Here is a 16,905-nt window from a genome sequence, read left to right on the forward strand (position 1 = left end):
AACCGTGCCTCCGATCAGGTCAATGCCTCTAAATCAGTCGCGATTGCCGAGGAATTGAAGCAGGAACATGAACATGTTGACGAAGTCGAGATACAGGCTCGTCGCGCCCATGATCACGGCCTTGCCGGCGAATTCGGTTCCGCGCACGTACTGATATTCATTCTTCAGTCGTTGCGTATCATATGCCGTCAGTGCAGCAAAGACGAGAACGCCGATCCCGCTGATCACGAATGCGAATGCCTCGGACTGCAGGAAAATGTTGATGACGCTCGCGATGATGAGCCCGACAACACCCATGATGAGGAAGCTGCCGAAACCCGACATGTCCTTCTTAGTGGTATAACCGAACAGCGACAGACCGGCAAAAGCACCAGCCGTTGCAAAGAATGTCACGGCGATCGATTCACCTGTGTAAACGAGGAAGATCGTCGAAAGGGACAGCCCCATGACGGTTGCAAAAGACCAGAAAACGATCTGCAGCGTCGACTGGCTCATCTTGTGCAGGCCAAAGCTCATCGCGAGCACGAAAGCGAGCGGCGAAAGTTTCACGACCCACAGCAGGATGCCGCCATTGATGGCAAGCCATGCCGCAGGCGATTCCATACCGCCCCACGAGAACAGGATGGCCACGATACCGGTCCAGAGGACGCCGGAAGCCATATAGTTGTAAATCGAGAGCATGTGCTTACGCAGACCCTCGTCATAAGTGACACCAGCGACATCGCCGCCGGCGCGCGGCACCGAGCCAAATCCGGTGCGCTGTGTGTTCTTCCAATCAGCCATATTGGATCCCTAACTCCATTGACGGCGCGACTTGCCGCGCCTTTCCCGAATAATATCGGTGTTTTGCCGCAGAATTTCAAGTGAAACCGGTACGAACATATTGACAGGCATTAACCCTGATCGGTGCGTCAATTTCCCAAATAATCAATCGCTTCCAGCTGAAAGTTGCGCGCCACGCTCAGCCGTCGCCTGTAGGGTTTCGACCAGCAACTTGTGCAGTGCCTCGTCTTTATCGAGCACATTCAGACCTTCGCGGGTCATGCCGCCTGGGCTGGCGACCCGTTCCGCAAGCTCTCCCGGAGAGATCGTTTCTCCCGCTGCCAAGGCTGACGCTCCCTCCACCATGCTCAATGCAAGCGCCTCCGCTTGCTCGCGCACCAAGCCCAGCTCAACGGCCGCCCCGACAAGCGCATCGATGAAGCGGTAAACGAAGCCGGGCCCGGAACCGGCCAAGGCGGTGACCAGGTCGAATTGTCCTTCATCATCCAGCCACAGCGCGGTGCCGAGGCTATCGAAGAATTCGTATGCAATGCTCCGTTCGGGAGGCTGAAGGCCTTTCTCGAGCAGAATAATAGGCGATTTGTTAATGCGCGAGGCGAGGTTGGGCATCACCCGCACATGCGCCCGTGCACCGGGAAACGCAGTTTCGAGCTGGGCCAGCGTAAGCCCAGCGAGCAACGAATATACCACAACGCCCTCGGACGTGAGGCTCTGCAAGCCAGGCGCGAGCGCTCCCAATTGCTGAGGCTTGAACCCGAGCAGCACTGCGTCATGATCGCCCGCCGTTTCCGCTTCCTCTGGGGAGCGATAGAGCGCAACGCCCTCCGGTGCGTCGCCGAGCGCGGGATCGAGAACGGCAAACCGCGCGGGATCATATCCCGCGGCAAGCCAACCCGCGAGCATCGCCCCGCCCATGTTGCCGCATCCGATGATGAGGAGCTTCTTGATCTCGACCATGCAGCAGAACCACCTTTCGGCGAAACCTTTGCCTATGCTTCGCCGGCCGCGTCAACCATCGCTGCATCCAGTGCGGCGCGCGGGTCCTTGTCTCCCCACAGCACGAACTGAAATGCCGGATAAAACCGGTCACATTCATCAATCGCGTTTTCAACCAGTGATTGCGCCTGCGTCAGGCTGAGCATTCCGTCATCGCCGAGCAGCGCTCCGTGACGGTAAAGCAGGACCTCGCCATTCGACCAGATATCGAAATGGCCGAGCCACATCTGTTCGTTGACGAGGCTCAAAAGTTCATAGGCGCGCTGCTTCTTTTCATCCTGGACGCGGATATCGGGGAGACAAAGGAATTGCAGGACATTGTCCTGCGCCCGCCAGATCGCCCGCAGCTGATACTTTGCCCAGCTGCCCTGAACCTCTCCGACCATCTCGTCGTCGGACACCACCTCGCAGGTCCAGCCGCGCGCCTCGAACAATGCCGCAAGCATGTCGACGGGCGCGGCATCATCCTGCGCAGAGAAATCATGCTCGCGCGCTCTCATGTGGTTGAGGTCTCGTTAATCATCGATTGCAGGGATGCCTGCACAAGCGGTCTTTTGGCAATCTAGCTATGCAGCGCGGCTGGGGAGAACGCTTTTCGCCTGTTCAAAGCTTGTGCACAGAAAGCGGTGGATGACCCAATCTTCTTACTTTAATTCTTTTATTTCAGTGCCTTCCAAACTCTCGAACCGGAAAGCGTCAATGCCCTTCTCTTTGAGAGCATTGATCAGGTCACGGGCCTCTGACCGGTCTGCAACCGGCCCCGCGAGCAGCCTGTTGGCTTGACCCCATGGTGTCACATGAGCGTCAAACTCGCCAAGCAGATCGGGGGCTCGGCCGGCTAAGCGCCGCCAGTCGAATTTCAAAGCCGCTATGTCGCGGCCCGTGGCGACCTGCACCCAGATCCGACTGGGATGTGCAGGTTTGGTGGGAGTCTCCGCCTGTTCGACTTCACGGGGAATCTCAAGCGCGGCAAGATTGACTGCATTCCCGGTTGCTGCTGCATCGGGCAATGATCCGCTTCCCATGTCCGCAAACGCATCTGCGACGCTTGCTGGCTGCGCTGCGGTCGGTTCGCTTTGAACCGCCGCCTGTCTTTGCGCGCCTAACGGTTCGCCTGCAGGTTCCAACCTGCTCGCGACATCCCGAACCGGACCGCTATCGCCAGCACCGCTGACGAAGGCAGCGATCCGCGGGTCGTCCCTGCCGATATCCGCAGCGCGCGGGAATATACCTAGATTCGCCGCCGCAGCTTGCTGTGAACGGGTCAGTCGCGGCATGTACGCAAGATAAGGCGTGATCCGACCCGCGAGATCGCGAGGCATGACTGCGTCAACAATCGCCGACGCCCTGTCCTGTTCGCCCAGGATCGCGAGACCGAACGCCCGCGTCCGGAACGATGCCAGATCGCGCCGATCAAGCATTGGCCGCAGCGTATCTTCAAAACCGGCGCGATTGCCGGTGATCGCGTAGCTGAGCGCGAGACGGCGGCGTGCTTCCATATCCTCGGGACTTAGGGTTATCGCCCGCTTATACGCGGCTTGCGCACCAGCGGAATCGCCCACCAGATCGAAAGCCAGCCCCCTGTCGCTCAACAAGTCCTTCGCTGCCGCACCCGCACTTTGTGCAGCGGCGTAGAGTGGAAGCGCGTCGACCGGTCGGCCCGAGCGTAGATAGACACTCGCCATTCCCAGCTTCACACGGGGGTTATTCGGTGAGAGATCCTCGGCACGTCCATAGAATCCAATGGCTGCATCGAGGTCGCCGACTTTTACCGATGCCTCGCCTGCGTCGATCAATGCATCGACGCTATTCGGGCTCTTGGCGAGCCGCATCAATGCACGATTAAGTCCCTGCGTTTCTTTCGACGGGAGCGGCTGGACGACAGCGCGCGCCGTCGCATCCTGCGCGGCGGCGGGGGCAATTACCAGAAAAGAGGCCGCAAACGCAGTCCCAAGCAGGAAAAACGGCTTGGCCGTGGCATCGAAAAACGGGAAAAACGGAAACGTCATATCAGTCAATCAGCTAATCGGATTCTCGCCGCGCGCTAGAGCATTCCGCCTGAATGCGAGGCGAATAGCACCGAGCGCCCGCCCAAACGCCGACAACGGGGAATCCGTATTGCGGACGCGATGCGTGTGATTACTGGTTGTTTTGGCGACCCAGGAAGCGCGGGATGCTGAGCGCTGGACCATCGTCATCACCGTCTTCATCGTCTTCGCCCTTGTCATCCGAGCCGCTTCGCGAAAGGTTCGCCATGCGTTCGAACAGAGTGCTGCCCGTGGCGGCAGCACCAGCAGCTTTGTCAGACCCAGCATCGCCGGGCCCACTTCCGTCGCCTGTGCCAGCTCCTGCACTTGAGGAACCGCCTCCGAACAGGCCGGGCTTGCGTTCACCGCCGCCGCGAGCTTCGACCGGATTGTCATCGGCGGCAAGACGATCTGCATTTCCGAGCAGATCGTCGTCCGCCCCGAGATCTCCATCAGCGGCATATTCGCCACCCAGTTCGAGAGGTTCCTCATCATCGTCAGCATCCGCGGACGTGCTGGAGAATCCACCCTCGCCAGCCGAACCGAAATTGCCATCTTCGGTGGGCTCGGCCAAGGAACCGCTATCGCCTGCGCCGCCGAGATTATACTCGTCGTCTTCTGCATCGCGCAGACCGGCGAGTGGATCGACGATGTCATCAACGTCGTCGCCATCTTCGCCCATGTCGTCTCCCGCTTGCATTCCTGTCAGGTCGAAGGGCTCAGCTTCGTTTGCTGGTTCGGGGATAGCTTCGATCGCCGGTTCAACTTCCGGCTCGGGTTCGGCGAGATCGAGCGGCGTTTTGGCAACCGGTTCTTCGCTGGTCGTGCCCAGATCCAGGATCGGGCGCTTGGGCGCGCGGGCATTGGACAGAGAAACCGGCTGCGATCGCTCCGCTTTTCCAGCGGCGCTCTGCTCGATCCCTGTCGCGACGACCGACACGCGGATCTTGCCTTCGAGATCAGGGTTGAACGCGCTTCCCCAGATGATGTTTGCGTCTTCATCGACAAGCTCGCGGATGTGGTTAGCCGCTTCGTCGACCTCAAGCAGTTTCATGTCTTCACCGCCCAGGATCGAAATGATGACCCCTTTCGCGCCCTGCATGCTCACTCCGTCGAGCAGCGGGTTCGCGATTGCCTGTTCGGCGGCATCGAGCGCGCGGTTTTCACCTTCACCCTCGCCCGTGCCCATCATGGCCTTGCCCATTTCGCTCATCACGGAGCGGACATCGGCAAAATCGAGATTGATCAGTCCGGGCATCACCATCAGGTCGGTGATCGAACGAACGCCCTGTTGCAGCACCTCGTCGGCAAGGCCGAATGCTTCCTTGAAAGTCGTTTCCGGGCTGGCGATCAGGAACAGGTTCTGGTTCGGGATTACGATGAGCGTGTCGACGTGGTCCTGCAATTCTTCGATGCCTGCTTCGGCAGCGCGCATGCGGCGCGTGCCTTCAAACAGGAACGGTTTCGTCACCACGCCCACTGTCAGCACACCCTTGCGCCGGGCAGCCTCGGCAATGACAGGTGCCGCACCGGTACCGGTGCCGCCGCCCATACCAGCCGCGATGAAGACCATGTTCACGCCCTCGAGAGCTTCTTCAAGCTCTGCGACGGTCTCCTCAGCGGCAGCCTTGCCCACCTCTGGACGAGCGCCTGCTCCAAGACCGCCCGTTATATCGGGACCAAGCTGGATACGCTTTTCTGCCGGGCTGCTGCTCAGCGCCTGCGCATCGGTGTTCGCCACCAGGAATTCGACGCCCTCGATGTCGGAGGCGATCATGTTGGCGATGGCGTTGCCGCCTGCGCCGCCAATACCGATCACGGTAATGCGCGGGCGCATGTCGTCGCTGGCTGCTGGTCCGATATTGATGCTCATCTGGTTCTTCCTTTAAGCAGGCGGGGGCGTCCCTGTTTTATCTACCGCCTGGCCTTGCCGTTCGTTAAATCGCTTGTGACACATACGCCATCAAGCCCGTTATACCGCAGAAATCCTTATCCACAGTGGTTTATAACACTCCATTCACGCTCTGCCCACGCAGTAGGCCGTATGCGGACGTCAAAAGTATTCCTTGAGCGCACGAAACAGACGTCCGAACGCGAAAGAGCCGGAGGCCGACGGGCTGAAACCGTGCGCCTGCTGATGACGCCCTCCGACAGCGCGAATATCGACCGGATCGTCCGCTGCATAAAGGCACAGGCCTGCGAGTGTAGCGAAACCCGGCGTCGCGTGAGCCTCTGGCAGCCCTGTTAGTGACGGCGCGCGCCCGATGCGTACGGGCATGCCAAGCGCGCTCTGCGTGAATTCAGCGAGGCCCGCCAGCTCTGCACCACCGCCGGTCAGGACCACCTGCCCTGCACGCGATCCGGAGAACCCCATGTCCTTCAGCGCCCTCCCTACCTCGCGGGTGAGTTCCGATAGCTGCTGTGTCACTACCGAGACAAGCTCGGCGCGAGGAATGCGGTTCTTGTCGTCGGCACCGCGTGCGACTGGGCCAGACGTGCCTTCCTCCCAGCCATCGTTGGGACCGTTCACGGGGATCATCTCGCGGTGATCGCTCGGGCTTGCGATGGCAGAACCGGACACGCATTTGAGCCGCTCTGCCTGAAACCGCCGAATACCGAATGCGCTTGCGACTGCATCGGTTATGTCGCCCGATCCGATCGGTGCTGCGCGCAGACCCAGCAGCATGCCGCCTGCGAAGACGGAGATATTCGTGACATCCGACCCGATCTCGACGAGCGCGACACCCAGATCGCGCTCTTCCTCCGAAAGGCAGGCATAGCCCGCAGCAAGCGGTGCGGCGACCACGCCCTCAACCTCGAGATGCGCGCTCTGGACTGCTTCCATCAGATTGCGGACGGGCGCTCCGTCCGCGAGCATGACATGCACGTCCACGCCAAGCCTTTCGGCGTGCAATCCGCGCGGATTGGCGACACCATGCGCTCCATCTAGCGTGTAGTGAGCCGGCTGCGCATGAAGCACCGTCCGACCGTCTGGCTGAATGGTGTCGCGCGCCGCCATCAGGAGGTGCTCGACATCCTCTTCCTCGATGCGTCTCCCGCCAATTTCGATTTCGACCTTGGAGACGGTGCTTTCCAGCCCTGCACCTGAACACGCAATCCACACGCTCTGGACGCTCTGCCCGGCGCTCTTTTCTGCGCGTTCGACGGCGTCGCGTATGGCGTAGGTCGCTGCCCGCATGTCGGTGATGTAGCCGCGTTTGACCCCGGCGCTGGCGCGGTGGCCGGACCCGAGTACAAGCAGGTCGCCCGCCTCGGTCTCGCCCATGATCATCGCGGAGATGCGGAAGCTGCCGATATTGACCGCGCCGAACACCTTAGCAAGGCGGGCCTTTGGGGTCGCTGCTTTTGCGCGGGAACCGGTTTTGGAACTCGTCATCAGGGCGCATTCTCGGCGAGGGTCTGAACCGCGTCGGCGCGGCCCGGAATACGCATGTAGATGCGCGGTGGGTCGCGCATGTCGAAACTGGCGACCTTGCCGCCGATAAGGCGATTCTGACCGTCCATGCGCGCGAACTTCACCAGTGCAGAGGCTGCCTCATCATCGCCTTCGGGAAGGGCGAGAACCTGCTCGCTCTTGAAGGTAACATTCCAGCGCCGGTTGCCGATCCATTCTGCGGAGACGACCTGAGGTTGAAGCGCGGGCGCAGCGGCGAGCAAGCGGTCGAGACTGGCGACCTGTTTCGTCGAGCCGGGTCCGGATATCTTGAGCATCCCAGCGGCAGCCTCGCGCGAAATGGGCGCCAGTTCGTGCCCGCCGGCATCGATCAGCATCAACCGATCGGGTTGTTCAAGAACGGCGTGCGGCTCACGCTCGACAATATCGATTGCGAGCGTTTCTGGCAGCTGGACCGAAACACGAGCATCGGCGACCCATGGCAGTTCGAGCAATTCTGCGCGCAGCTGCTCGATATCGACCTGCGGCATCGGCTGGTCGCGCTGCGCAAGTGCGCGGGCATAGACCTCGCGCTCATCCATCCTGTCGGTGCCAGTGACACGCACGTGCCGCACCTCGAAACCAGCGTCGGAGGCCAGGTGCGCGACCTGAGCCTGCGCCATGGCGGGAACGCCTGCAAGGTTGGCGATGACCCAGGCAAGCGCGACCGCTCCGCCGATGATGATTGCGAGCCAGATGCGGCTCCATTGGTCCTCTGTGAAGGGCAGAATCCCCATGGCACTGTCGACCAGGCCGGTGGTCTTCGCCTTGGCCCGGCGAGCGCCGGCTGCGCGTCCTTGCGCCTTCGCCGCCCGGCGGACGCCCTTGCCGCCCGAACGCTTGATATTAGGCATGTACGTCCTCCACATGTTTTCCGGCATGTACCCGGAGCGCCTCGCGTACGATCATCTCGACGAGCTCTGCATAGTCGATCCCGGCATCTTTTGCCTGCTCTGGAACTAGGCTGAGCGGCGTCATGCCAGGCTGTGTATTGGTTTCCAGCACGAACAACCCGTCTTCGCCTGCTTCGTCGTCCCAGCGATAATCAGTTCGGCTGGTGCCGTGACAGCCGAGCACCTGATGCGCCTTGATAGCGTATTGTTCGCACAGCCGCACGATCTCCGCAGGGATATTCGCGGGGCAGACATGCTGCGTGCGCCCTTCGGTGTATTTGTGCTCGAAATCGTAGAAACCGTTATCGATAATGAGTTCGGTCACGCCGAGCGCACGAGGCCCTTCGGCGCTGTCGATGACGGCGGTTGTCAGCTCGCGCCCCCGGATAAAGGGTTCAGCAAGCAATTCCCTGAAGTCCTGCCACGGTCCCGCAGCGTCGCGGGCAATCGGATTGCCGACATTGCTGTCTTCGGTGACGATTGCCACACCGACCGACGATCCCTCGTTCACCGGCTTCAAAACGTAAGGACGCGGCATTGGATCGCGCTTGAAGAGATCCTCCGACTTTACGATCCGTCCGCCAGGCATGGGGATGCCGTGCGGTACAAGCGCCTGCTTGGTAAGCTGTTTGTCGATGGCGATGACCGACGTCGCAACGCCCGAATGCGTGTACGGAATGCCCATCAGGTCAAGCATCCCTTGAACCGTACCATCTTCGCCCGGCACGCCGTGCAATGCGTTGAAAACGACGTCAGGTGCGGCCTCTGCGATACGCGCAGCCACGTCCCGGCCCATATCGATCCGCGTGACCCGGTGGCCGCGGCTTTCGAGAGCATCGGCCGCGCCATTGCCCGACATGAGCGAAACTTCCCGCTCATTCGCCCAGCCGCCCATCAGCACGGCGATGTGGAGCTTTTGGTCGAGCACGTTCATCTCGCCCTCTCATAGAGAGCAGGCTGAGCGTCGATTACGGTCTCGTCGCAAGTCGCTTCCCACGGGAATAGCCTTTGCTGAACGCCGGGCCATACGATCTGAAAAGCGGCGCTCATGTTTTGCCCAGTGCGATACCGCTCGTACCAGATTGCCGACGCGAACCAATCGCTGACGATGTTTTCCGGCAATACCTTCTTGGCGACACATTCATAATCATCGAGCAAATCGTCAATGATCAAACCATCCTGCAGTTCGAGACCAGACCGACATTGATCGAGTAGAGCATTAATCATCGAATGCATGACATCGTTTTTGAGTCCAAAGACAATGACCTCTGGTTGTCCCACGGTCTTTGGTAGACCGACGGAATAACTAAAGCGCGGACTCGCCCCATCAGGGTCAAAAACGTGATTCACCTGACAGCCGTGATCGGCAATATTCTGAAGAATTCTTTCCTCGAATTCGTTGAGGGGCTGCCCGCTCATGGTCGCCCCACCCGCTGGATTTCCCATTCGAGCGCGACGCCGGAGTTTCTGAATACCCGCTCGCGAACCTCTTCGCCCAACCCTTCGATATCGGCGCTGGTAGCATCGCCTGTATTGATGAGGAAATTCGTGTGCTTTTCGCTTACCTGCGCGCCGCCGACCTTGAAGCCTCGGCATCCGGCTTCATCGACAAGCTGCCACGCCTTCATCCCACCGGGATTCTTGAATGTCGATCCGCCTGTCTTGGTGCGCAGCGGCTGCGAGTTTTCGCGCGCCTCGGCAATGCGGTCCATTTCCGCGCCGATCTCTTCCGGATCGCCGGGCGTCCCCTCGAAACGCGCGGACACAACCACCGCGCCTTCGGGCAGTGCCGAGTGGCGATAGGTGTATTTCAGGTCGGAATTGGGGAGCGTCACCAATTCGCCATCCGGCATGATGACATCGCAATCAATCAGGATGTCGGCCACTTCGCGCCCATAGGCCCCGCCATTCATCCGCACGAACCCTCCGACTGTTCCGGGGATACCGCGCAGAAATTCAAGTCCGGCAATACCGGCATCGCGAGCAGTCGACGCGGCGAGTATCCCTGGCGTCCCTGCGCCGCAGGTGATCGTCGTGTCACCCGTGACTTCGCATTCGGAAAACGGCTTGCCCAGACGGATGACAACCCCGGGCACACCGCCATCACGGACGATGAGATTCGAACCAAGGCCCAACGCCATGATTGGCATCGAACCGCCCAGCCGTTCCATAAACAGTTTGAGATCTGCGAGATCGGCAGGTTCGAAGAGCCAGTCTGCGCAACCGCCGCTTTTGAACCAGACGAGTTTCTTCAGCGGAGCATCGCGTGTGAGGTCGCCGCGAATGTCCGCGATGGGCACCGGCGCATCCACCGCGCCTTCGACCGCGCAGGTCGGTGCGGACCCATCGTCTCGGTCTGACCGGTCGTCGGGTTGAACCATATCGCTCATGCACCCCGTTCTGAGTCGATTGCGCTCGCAAGGCCAGCGGCCCACCGGGTGATATCCCCCGCGCCGAGGCACACAATCATGTCACCGGGGCCGATTTCCCTCGCAAGTGTGCGCGCAAGGTCACTTTCATCCTCGATCGTCGCAGCGGACCGGTGCCCGTGCGACTTGAGACCTGATACCAGTGCGGGAGCGTCCGACCCTTCGATCGGGTCTTCACCTGCTTCATAAACGGGGGTCACATAGACGATGTCGGCATCGTTGAAGCAGCTCTGGAAATCATCCATCAGATCGCGGAGACGGGTGTACCGATGCGGCTGAGCAACGGCGATAACCCGCCCGCCAACGCCAGCTGCATCGACCTGCTCGCGCGCAGCACCGAGTACCGCGCTGATCTCCACCGGGTGGTGGGCGTAATCGTCGATGATCGTCGCCGCGCCGGTGTCGAATGGAACCGTGCCCACCTTGGTAAAGCGCCGGCGCACCCCGCCGAAGCTGGCAAAGCCGTTGCAGATTACGTCGTCGGGACAGCCCATTTCCACCGCGACGGCGATTGCTGCGAGTGCATTTTGAACATTGTGCTTGCCCGGCATTGGCAAATGTACGCCCTCGATGCGCCGATCCTCTTCGCCGCGTTGACGCACGATCACATCGAATGTGTTCCCGCCATCGTGTGGGCGTACATTTACGCCGCAAATATCGGCCTGAAGAGAGAAGCCGTAGGTCAGGACCTTGCGGTCGCGGACTTGGCTGATGACGGCCTGAACCTCCGGATGGTCGATGCAGAGGATCGCCGCGCCGTAAAACGGGACGTTATGAATGAATTCGACAAAGGCTTTCTTCACCCCATCGAAATCGCCGTAATGGTCGAGATGTTCGGGGTCGATGTTGGTGACGACCGCAATGGTCCCGTCGAGCCGCAGGAAGCTGCCGTCGCTTTCGTCCGCTTCGACCACCATCCAGTCGCTATCGCCCAGGCGCGCATTGGAACCGTATTGTTCGATGATCCCGCCATTGATGACGGTCGGATCGATGCCCCCGCAATCGAGCAGGCTTGCGATCATGCTCGTCGTCGTGGTCTTGCCGTGCGTGCCCGCTACCGCGACCGTCGATTTGAGCCGCATCAGCTCGGCCAGCATCTCCGCCCGGCGCACCACCGGTGTTCGGGTTTCGAGTGCATGCGCAACCTCGGGATTGGTCCGCCGGACCGCACTGGACGTGACCACGACGCCTGCGCCCTCGACGTTCTTTTCGTCGTGCCCGATCTTGACCGAAATGCCTTGTTCACGGAGCCGATCGACAGTGGGCCCCTCCTTGATATCGCTACCCTGCACTGTGTAGCCAAGATTGTTCATGACCTCGGCGATGCCGGACATCCCGATCCCGCCAATGCCCACGAAATGGACAACGCCGATGTTGGTGGGAACGCCCTTCACGCGGCGCGGTCCTTGGTCGATCCCTGACCGGCGGGCGCGCCCTGCGTGGCGCCGCGCGCATTGTTTCCGCCGACACGGATTACATCCATCATGTCGATGCCGCTCATGCTTTCGACCAGATCGGCTAGATCCCGCGCGGCATGTGGCCGCCCGCAATTCCATGCGCCGTGAGCTGCATTCGCGAGGCTGGCCGGATTTTGCGCCATCGCTTGGATTTGCTTTGCCAGCTCCTTCGGCACGAATTTCGCTTGGCGGATCATTCGCGCACCGCCCGCTTTCGTGATCTCGCGGGTATTGGCCGCCTGATGGTCGTCGGTTGCGATCGGCAGCGGGATCAGGATGCCCGGCCTGCCCACCGCGGTCAATTCCGCAATTGTGGAGGCTCCCGCGCGCCCGATGAACAGGTGTGTGTCGGCAAGCCGCTCGTCCATGTCCTCGAAATACGTGCCGAGTTCTGCAGGGATATCGTGGTTGGCGTAGCGCTCACGCACGCGGTCGACATCCTCGCTGCGGCATTGCTGGGTAACCTGCAGCCGCTGGCGCAGCGCGGGGGGCAGCATTGCGAGACCATCGGGCACGACGTCGGACAGGATGCTCGCGCCTTGGCTGCCGCCGGTTACCAGCACGCGCAGCAGGCCGTCTTCCGTGAATGGCGGGAATTCCTCGTCGCGCAGCACCAGCAGCTCTTCGCGAACGGGATTGCCGACCAGTTGGGCCTTTTCCAGATGTTTGGGGTGGAGCCGCTCGACTTCAGGGTACGACGTCGCGATTGCATCGACGCGGCTCGAAAACAGGCGATTGACGCGGCCCAGCACGGCGTTCTGTTCGTGGATTACGGTGGGGATACCGGCCGAGTTAGCCGCCAGCAGGGCAGGCAATGCGGGATAGCCGCCAAATCCGATCACCGCGCTTGGCTCGAAACTCTCGAACAGCCGCAGCGCCATGTTGCGCCCTTCCCATACCAGCCGCGCACCGCGAAACCACTGGAGCGGGTTCTTGCCGAAACGACCCGCAGGCAGGACATGTGCGGTGAGGCCTGAAGGCTTGCCCGGAATGTTCGCACCGCGCGCGTCGGTAATCAGCGCCACGTGGTGCCCGCGCGCCTGCAGTTCGGTAGCCAGTGCAAATGCCGGGATCAGGTGGCCGCCTGTGCCGCCCGCTGCGAGCACGAAGTGGCGATTTGCGCCCGTCGCGACATGCTGTTTCGTTTCGCTGGTCATGCCCGCTCCTCCCTTGCGCCGAGTTTCGGTCGCTCGAACAAGTCTTTCAACCCACTGCTCTCACGCTCGAGAAACGGATTTCGCCGAGTGATTGCCAGAAGCAGCCCAATGGTGAAACACACGGCAAGCGTAGACGATCCGCCGTAGCTGATCAGCGGCAATGTCATGCCCTTGGAGGGGAACAGTTGCAGGTTCACCAGGATGTTGATGAATGCCTGTCCGCCGATCTGCGTGACCAGCCCTGCCCCAGCCAGAAGCGCGAAGAGATTGTCCTCATCGACAAGTCGCATCAGCGCCTTCCCGATGATCGCCAGATACACCAGCACTATGAGCCCGCACATTAACAGACCGAATTCTTCGCCAATCACGGAAAAGATGTAGTCGGTATGCGCCTCCGGCAGGTTCATCTTGCGCATGCCCAGCCAAAGACCGCTCCCGGTCCAGCCTCCAGCCAGCAAAGTCCGCTGCGCCAAATCTACCTGGTCGAACGCCGTGCCCCCGCCCAGGAACGAGTCGATCCGGTAGCGCGCATTGTCGTAGAAAAAATAGGCCGCAGTGATTGCAACAAGTCCCAAGCCGATCAGCCCACCAATCCGCTGAATTGAGACACCCGCGAGCAAGACGAGCACGAACCAGATCCCGCCGAAAAGGATAGTAGCGCCGAGGTTCGGCTGAAGCATTAGAAGACCCGCAATGAGCGCCATAATCGCCGTCACGAAAGTCAGCACCGGAAGGTTCTGATCGCGCAGCTTCCACGACAAAATCCAGGCCAGCATGATCGCGAAACCGGGTTTCAGGAACTCCGAGGGCTGCAACGACATCCCGAATTCGAGCCAGCGCCTCGCGCCGTTCTTCTCGACGCCGACAAACGGGACCAGAAAAAGCAGGAAAAGGAACCCGGCAAATGCGAGGATTCCGAGCCTTCGGGCCGAGTCCCGGTCAAGGAAGGAAACGCCGATCATGCCAATGATGCCTAAGGCCTGCCACATGATGTGTTGCCTGAGGTAATAGAATTCGCTCACGGTGACACCGCGCCGGCCAAGCTGTTCTGCCGCTGCAGGTGCTGCCGCCGCAACGGCAACGGTTCCAAGCGCCATCAACAGCAGGACAAGCGCCAGCAGTCCCTTGTCTACCTCACGCCACCAGATGCGCGCGTGTTCGGCCCAGTTCCGGCTTGTGGCCATGGGTGCGCGGCCACTGCCGCCACCGCGCGCAGGAGCGAAACTACCGGCACCGCTCATGATCCGTTCACCGTATCGATCCCGGCAGCGCACTGGTCGTTCTCGGCCATGACACCGACCAGCTGGCGGAAATGCTCTCCGCGCTTCTCGTAATCGCGGAACTGGTCAAAACTGGCGCAGGCGGGAGAGAGCATCACGACATCACCGGGCTGCGCCGCCGCGCGGCTGCGGCTCACCGCCTCGCTGATAAGCTCGCAGCGTTCGACATTCGGAATTGCGCCGGTCAGCCGATCCGCGAACATCGGACCAGCTTCGCCGACGGTATAGGCCGCCGCGACATTGCCTAGGTGGTCTGCGGTTTCACCAAGACCGTCTTCCTTGGCGAGACCACCGACGATCCAGTGAATGCGCCGCGCGCCGCCGCGAATGTCGGGCCGCGGCGGGAAAGCAGCAAGCGCGGGCGCTGTCGATGCCGGGTTCGTCGCTTTGCTGTCGTTAATGAAAAGCACGCCGCCTTCTTCGCATACGATTTCCATCCGGTGCGGGAGATTGCGGAACCGGGGCAGAGCATGACGCCATTGCGCTTCGGTGACGCCAAGCTCTTCCGCGAGCGTGACCGCAACAGCCACGTTTTCCAGATTGTGCGGACCCTGCAGTCCCGGCCATTCGGCCTGCATCTTGGCAAACCGTTGAAGATCGGCGGGGACTGCGCGGCCCATCGGGCGTCGCGCCTGCTCGGCCCGCATTATCGCACCCGCTGGTTCCGCCGTGCATCCAAACACCGCGAACTGGCCGGAACCCTGCATCGCAAACAATCGTCCCTTTGCAAAAGCGTAATCTTCGAAGCCGTCATAGCGGTCGAGGTGATCAGGCGTGATGTTGGTCAGCGCGGCGGCCTCGCAGGCCAGCGAACGCGTTAGATCGATCTGGTAGCTCGACAGCTCGAGCACATAGACGCCCACGCCTTGCTCATTAGGCTGAAGCGGATCCTGCGCCAGAATGGGTTCACCAATGTTACCGCCCAGCAGCGCCGGGAAACCCGCCATCTCAAGGATGTGATGCAGCAAGGCGACCGTAGTCGATTTGCCGTTGGTCCCGGTGATGCCGACAACCTTGTGTTCGGTAAGGCTGCCTCGCGCCATCGCAAAGAGCTCGACATCGCCTATCACTGGAACACCATGTTTTTCCGCGTGAGGCTTTATCGGATGGGTGTTGAGGGGCACACCGGGAGACACCACTATCCCGTCATAACCGGTCAAATCGAGGCCCAACGGATCAGCCAGCCTGCAGCGCCCCTCGAACGGTTCGCGCGCGATGTCCTGACGATCCCACGCGGTGATTTCGGCTCCGCTTGCCAGCAGTGCCTCGACCGCCGCCGCACCCGATCGCGCCAGGCCGAGTACGGCATAGCGTTTATCGGCGAAGGCGGGGGAAGTGATCATGGCCGCCGCTTTACCTCAGCTTCAAAGTCGAAAGGCCGATCATCGCTAGGATGATGGCGATGATCCAGAACCGTATAACGACTTTGCTTTCGCTCCAGCCCAATTGTTCGAAATGGTGGTGGATCGGCGCCATGCGGAACACGCGCCGTCCGGTGCGCTTGAACCAGAAAACCTGCACAATGACCGACACCGCTTCGAGCACGAACAATCCGCCGACGATTGCGAGCACAACCTCATGATGGCTGGCGACCGCAATAGCGCCGAGTGCACCGCCGAGGGCGAGGCTGCCCGTGTCGCCCATGAACACTGCGGCGGGCGGTGCATTGAACCACAGGAACGCCAGCCCCGCACCCATGATCGCAGCTGAGAACACGGCGAGTTCGCCCGCACCGTCCACGTGCGGAATGCCGAGATAGTCGGAATAATCCACTCGGCCGACGAGATAGGCGATGAGCGCAAAGGTGCCTGCGGCTATGATCACCGGCATGATCGCCAATCCGTCCAGACCATCGGTCAGGTTCACCGCGTTGCCGGCCCCGACGATCACGAAGGCCGCAAACACGTAATAGAACGGCCCGAGCGGGATTTGCACGTCGGAGAAAAACGGAATGTAGAGGTTCGTGTTAATCTGACTGACAATCAGATACGACGCCACACCGGCAACCGCGAATTCGAGAAGCAAGCGGACCTTGCCCGACACGCCCTTGTGCGAATTCTTCGAAACCTTGTCGTAATCATCGAAGAACCCGATCACGCCGAACCCGACCGTCACGGCGAGACAGGCCCAGACCAGTGGGCTGCGCAGATCCATCCACAGCAGCAGCGCAAACACCAGCGCGACGAGGATCATGAGGCCGCCCATTGTCGGCGTGCCGCGCTTTGCAAGATGGGTTTGCGGACCGTCCTCGCGGATCGGTTGACCCTTGCCTTGGCGGACGCGCAGCATGTTGATGAAACGCGGTCCGATGATGAGGCCAAAAATCAGCGCCGTCATCAGCGTCGCGCCGAAACGGAACGTCTGATAACGCACGAGGTTGAGTGCCCCTTCGAAGCCCAGCCATTCAGCGAGTAGATAGAGCATCCAGG

15 protein-coding genes are annotated in these 16,905 nt (G+C 60.9%); all 15 read right to left on the reverse strand.

Features of this window, described 5'->3' with window-relative positions; genetic code table 11:
• Positions 1-33: 33 nt before the first annotated feature.
• Positions 34-783: a Bax inhibitor-1/YccA family protein gene (locus KCG45_RS01480; RefSeq protein ID WP_218315377.1), complete on the reverse strand. Its 750-nt coding sequence runs from the start codon at positions 781-783 to the stop codon at positions 34-36.
• 144 nt (positions 784-927) lie between these two features.
• Positions 928-1,740: a pyrroline-5-carboxylate reductase family protein gene (locus KCG45_RS01485; RefSeq protein ID WP_218315378.1), complete on the reverse strand. Its 813-nt coding sequence runs from the start codon at positions 1,738-1,740 to the stop codon at positions 928-930.
• Between the two features lie 32 nt (positions 1,741-1,772).
• Positions 1,773-2,279, reverse strand: a complete 507-nt coding sequence (locus tag KCG45_RS01490) for a type III secretion system chaperone family protein (protein ID WP_218315379.1) — start codon at positions 2,277-2,279, stop codon at positions 1,773-1,775.
• Positions 2,280-2,423: 144 nt separating this feature from the next.
• On the reverse strand, positions 2,424-3,788 hold the full coding sequence (locus tag KCG45_RS01495) for an SPOR domain-containing protein (protein WP_218316347.1): 1,365 nt from the start codon (positions 3,786-3,788) through the stop codon (positions 2,424-2,426).
• A gap of 130 nt (positions 3,789-3,918) precedes the next feature.
• On the reverse strand, positions 3,919-5,679 hold the full coding sequence (gene ftsZ / locus KCG45_RS01500) for a cell division protein FtsZ (RefSeq protein WP_218315380.1): 1,761 nt from the start codon (positions 5,677-5,679) through the stop codon (positions 3,919-3,921).
• A gap of 180 nt (positions 5,680-5,859) precedes the next feature.
• Positions 5,860-7,203: a cell division protein FtsA gene (gene ftsA / locus KCG45_RS01505; protein ID WP_218315381.1), complete on the reverse strand. Its 1,344-nt coding sequence runs from the start codon at positions 7,201-7,203 to the stop codon at positions 5,860-5,862.
• Positions 7,203-8,114: a cell division protein FtsQ/DivIB gene (locus KCG45_RS01510; RefSeq protein WP_218315382.1), complete on the reverse strand. Its 912-nt coding sequence runs from the start codon at positions 8,112-8,114 to the stop codon at positions 7,203-7,205. The genes ftsA and KCG45_RS01510 overlap by 1 nt, the downstream gene beginning before the upstream one ends.
• Complete coding sequence (locus tag KCG45_RS01515; RefSeq protein ID WP_218315383.1) at positions 8,107-9,087, reverse strand: D-alanine--D-alanine ligase; 981 nt, start codon at positions 9,085-9,087, stop codon at positions 8,107-8,109. Before KCG45_RS01515 ends, KCG45_RS01510 begins: the two co-directional genes overlap by 8 nt.
• Positions 9,084-9,572, reverse strand: coding sequence for a DUF4262 domain-containing protein (locus KCG45_RS01520; RefSeq protein WP_218315384.1), 489 nt, complete (start codon positions 9,570-9,572; stop codon positions 9,084-9,086). The genes KCG45_RS01515 and KCG45_RS01520 overlap by 4 nt, the downstream gene beginning before the upstream one ends.
• Complete coding sequence (murB, locus tag KCG45_RS01525) at positions 9,569-10,543, reverse strand: UDP-N-acetylmuramate dehydrogenase (RefSeq protein WP_218315385.1); 975 nt, start codon at positions 10,541-10,543, stop codon at positions 9,569-9,571. Before murB ends, KCG45_RS01520 begins: the two co-directional genes overlap by 4 nt.
• Positions 10,540-11,976: a UDP-N-acetylmuramate--L-alanine ligase gene (gene murC, locus KCG45_RS01530; RefSeq protein ID WP_218315386.1), complete on the reverse strand. Its 1,437-nt coding sequence runs from the start codon at positions 11,974-11,976 to the stop codon at positions 10,540-10,542. Before murC ends, murB begins: the two co-directional genes overlap by 4 nt.
• Positions 11,973-13,196 carry an undecaprenyldiphospho-muramoylpentapeptide beta-N-acetylglucosaminyltransferase gene (gene murG / locus KCG45_RS01535; RefSeq protein ID WP_218315387.1) on the reverse strand — a complete coding sequence of 408 codons (1,224 nt, stop codon included), beginning with the start codon at positions 13,194-13,196 and terminating at the stop codon, positions 11,973-11,975. Before murG ends, murC begins: the two co-directional genes overlap by 4 nt.
• Positions 13,193-14,437: an FtsW/RodA/SpoVE family cell cycle protein gene (locus KCG45_RS01540; RefSeq protein WP_218315388.1), complete on the reverse strand. Its 1,245-nt coding sequence runs from the start codon at positions 14,435-14,437 to the stop codon at positions 13,193-13,195. The genes murG and KCG45_RS01540 overlap by 4 nt, the downstream gene beginning before the upstream one ends.
• A complete protein-coding gene (gene murD, locus KCG45_RS01545; protein ID WP_218315389.1) occupies positions 14,434-15,819 on the reverse strand; it encodes a UDP-N-acetylmuramoyl-L-alanine--D-glutamate ligase in 1,386 nt (461 codons plus the stop codon). The genes KCG45_RS01540 and murD overlap by 4 nt, the downstream gene beginning before the upstream one ends.
• 10 nt (positions 15,820-15,829) lie before the next feature.
• On the reverse strand, positions 15,830-16,900 hold the full coding sequence (gene mraY / locus KCG45_RS01550) for a phospho-N-acetylmuramoyl-pentapeptide-transferase (protein WP_218315390.1): 1,071 nt from the start codon (positions 16,898-16,900) through the stop codon (positions 15,830-15,832).
• Positions 16,901-16,905: the final 5 nt, after the last annotated feature.

Source organism: Erythrobacter ani (assembly GCF_019204025.1).
GTDB classification, from domain to species: domain Bacteria; phylum Pseudomonadota; class Alphaproteobacteria; order Sphingomonadales; family Sphingomonadaceae; genus Erythrobacter; species Erythrobacter ani.

Bases quoted from the DNA above. Each gene is read 5' to 3' on its own strand.
- KCG45_RS01480 (WP_218315377.1), bottom strand. From the start codon at position 783: ATGGCTGATTGGAAGAACACACAGCGCACCGGATTTGGCTCGGTGCCG.
- KCG45_RS01485 (WP_218315378.1), bottom strand. From the start codon at position 1,740: ATGGTCGAGATCAAGAAGCTCCTCATCATCGGATGCGGCAACATGGGC.
- KCG45_RS01490 (WP_218315379.1), bottom strand. From the start codon at position 2,279: ATGAGAGCGCGCGAGCATGATTTCTCTGCGCAGGATGATGCCGCGCCC.
- KCG45_RS01495 (WP_218316347.1), bottom strand. From the start codon at position 3,788: ATGACGTTTCCGTTTTTCCCGTTTTTCGATGCCACGGCCAAGCCGTTT.
- ftsZ (WP_218315380.1), bottom strand. From the start codon at position 5,679: ATGAGCATCAATATCGGACCAGCAGCCAGCGACGACATGCGCCCGCGC.
- ftsA (WP_218315381.1), bottom strand. From the start codon at position 7,203: ATGACGAGTTCCAAAACCGGTTCCCGCGCAAAAGCAGCGACCCCAAAG.
- KCG45_RS01510 (WP_218315382.1), bottom strand. From the start codon at position 8,114: ATGCCTAATATCAAGCGTTCGGGCGGCAAGGGCGTCCGCCGGGCGGCG.
- KCG45_RS01515 (WP_218315383.1), bottom strand. From the start codon at position 9,087: ATGAACGTGCTCGACCAAAAGCTCCACATCGCCGTGCTGATGGGCGGC.
- KCG45_RS01520 (WP_218315384.1), bottom strand. From the start codon at position 9,572: ATGAGCGGGCAGCCCCTCAACGAATTCGAGGAAAGAATTCTTCAGAAT.
- murB (WP_218315385.1), bottom strand. From the start codon at position 10,543: ATGAGCGATATGGTTCAACCCGACGACCGGTCAGACCGAGACGATGGG.
- murG (WP_218315387.1), bottom strand. From the start codon at position 13,196: ATGACCAGCGAAACGAAACAGCATGTCGCGACGGGCGCAAATCGCCAC.
- KCG45_RS01540 (WP_218315388.1), bottom strand. From the start codon at position 14,437: ATGAGCGGTGCCGGTAGTTTCGCTCCTGCGCGCGGTGGCGGCAGTGGC.
- murD (WP_218315389.1), bottom strand. From the start codon at position 15,819: ATGATCACTTCCCCCGCCTTCGCCGATAAACGCTATGCCGTACTCGGC.
- mraY (WP_218315390.1), bottom strand. From the start codon at position 16,900: ATGCTCTATCTACTCGCTGAATGGCTGGGCTTCGAAGGGGCACTCAAC.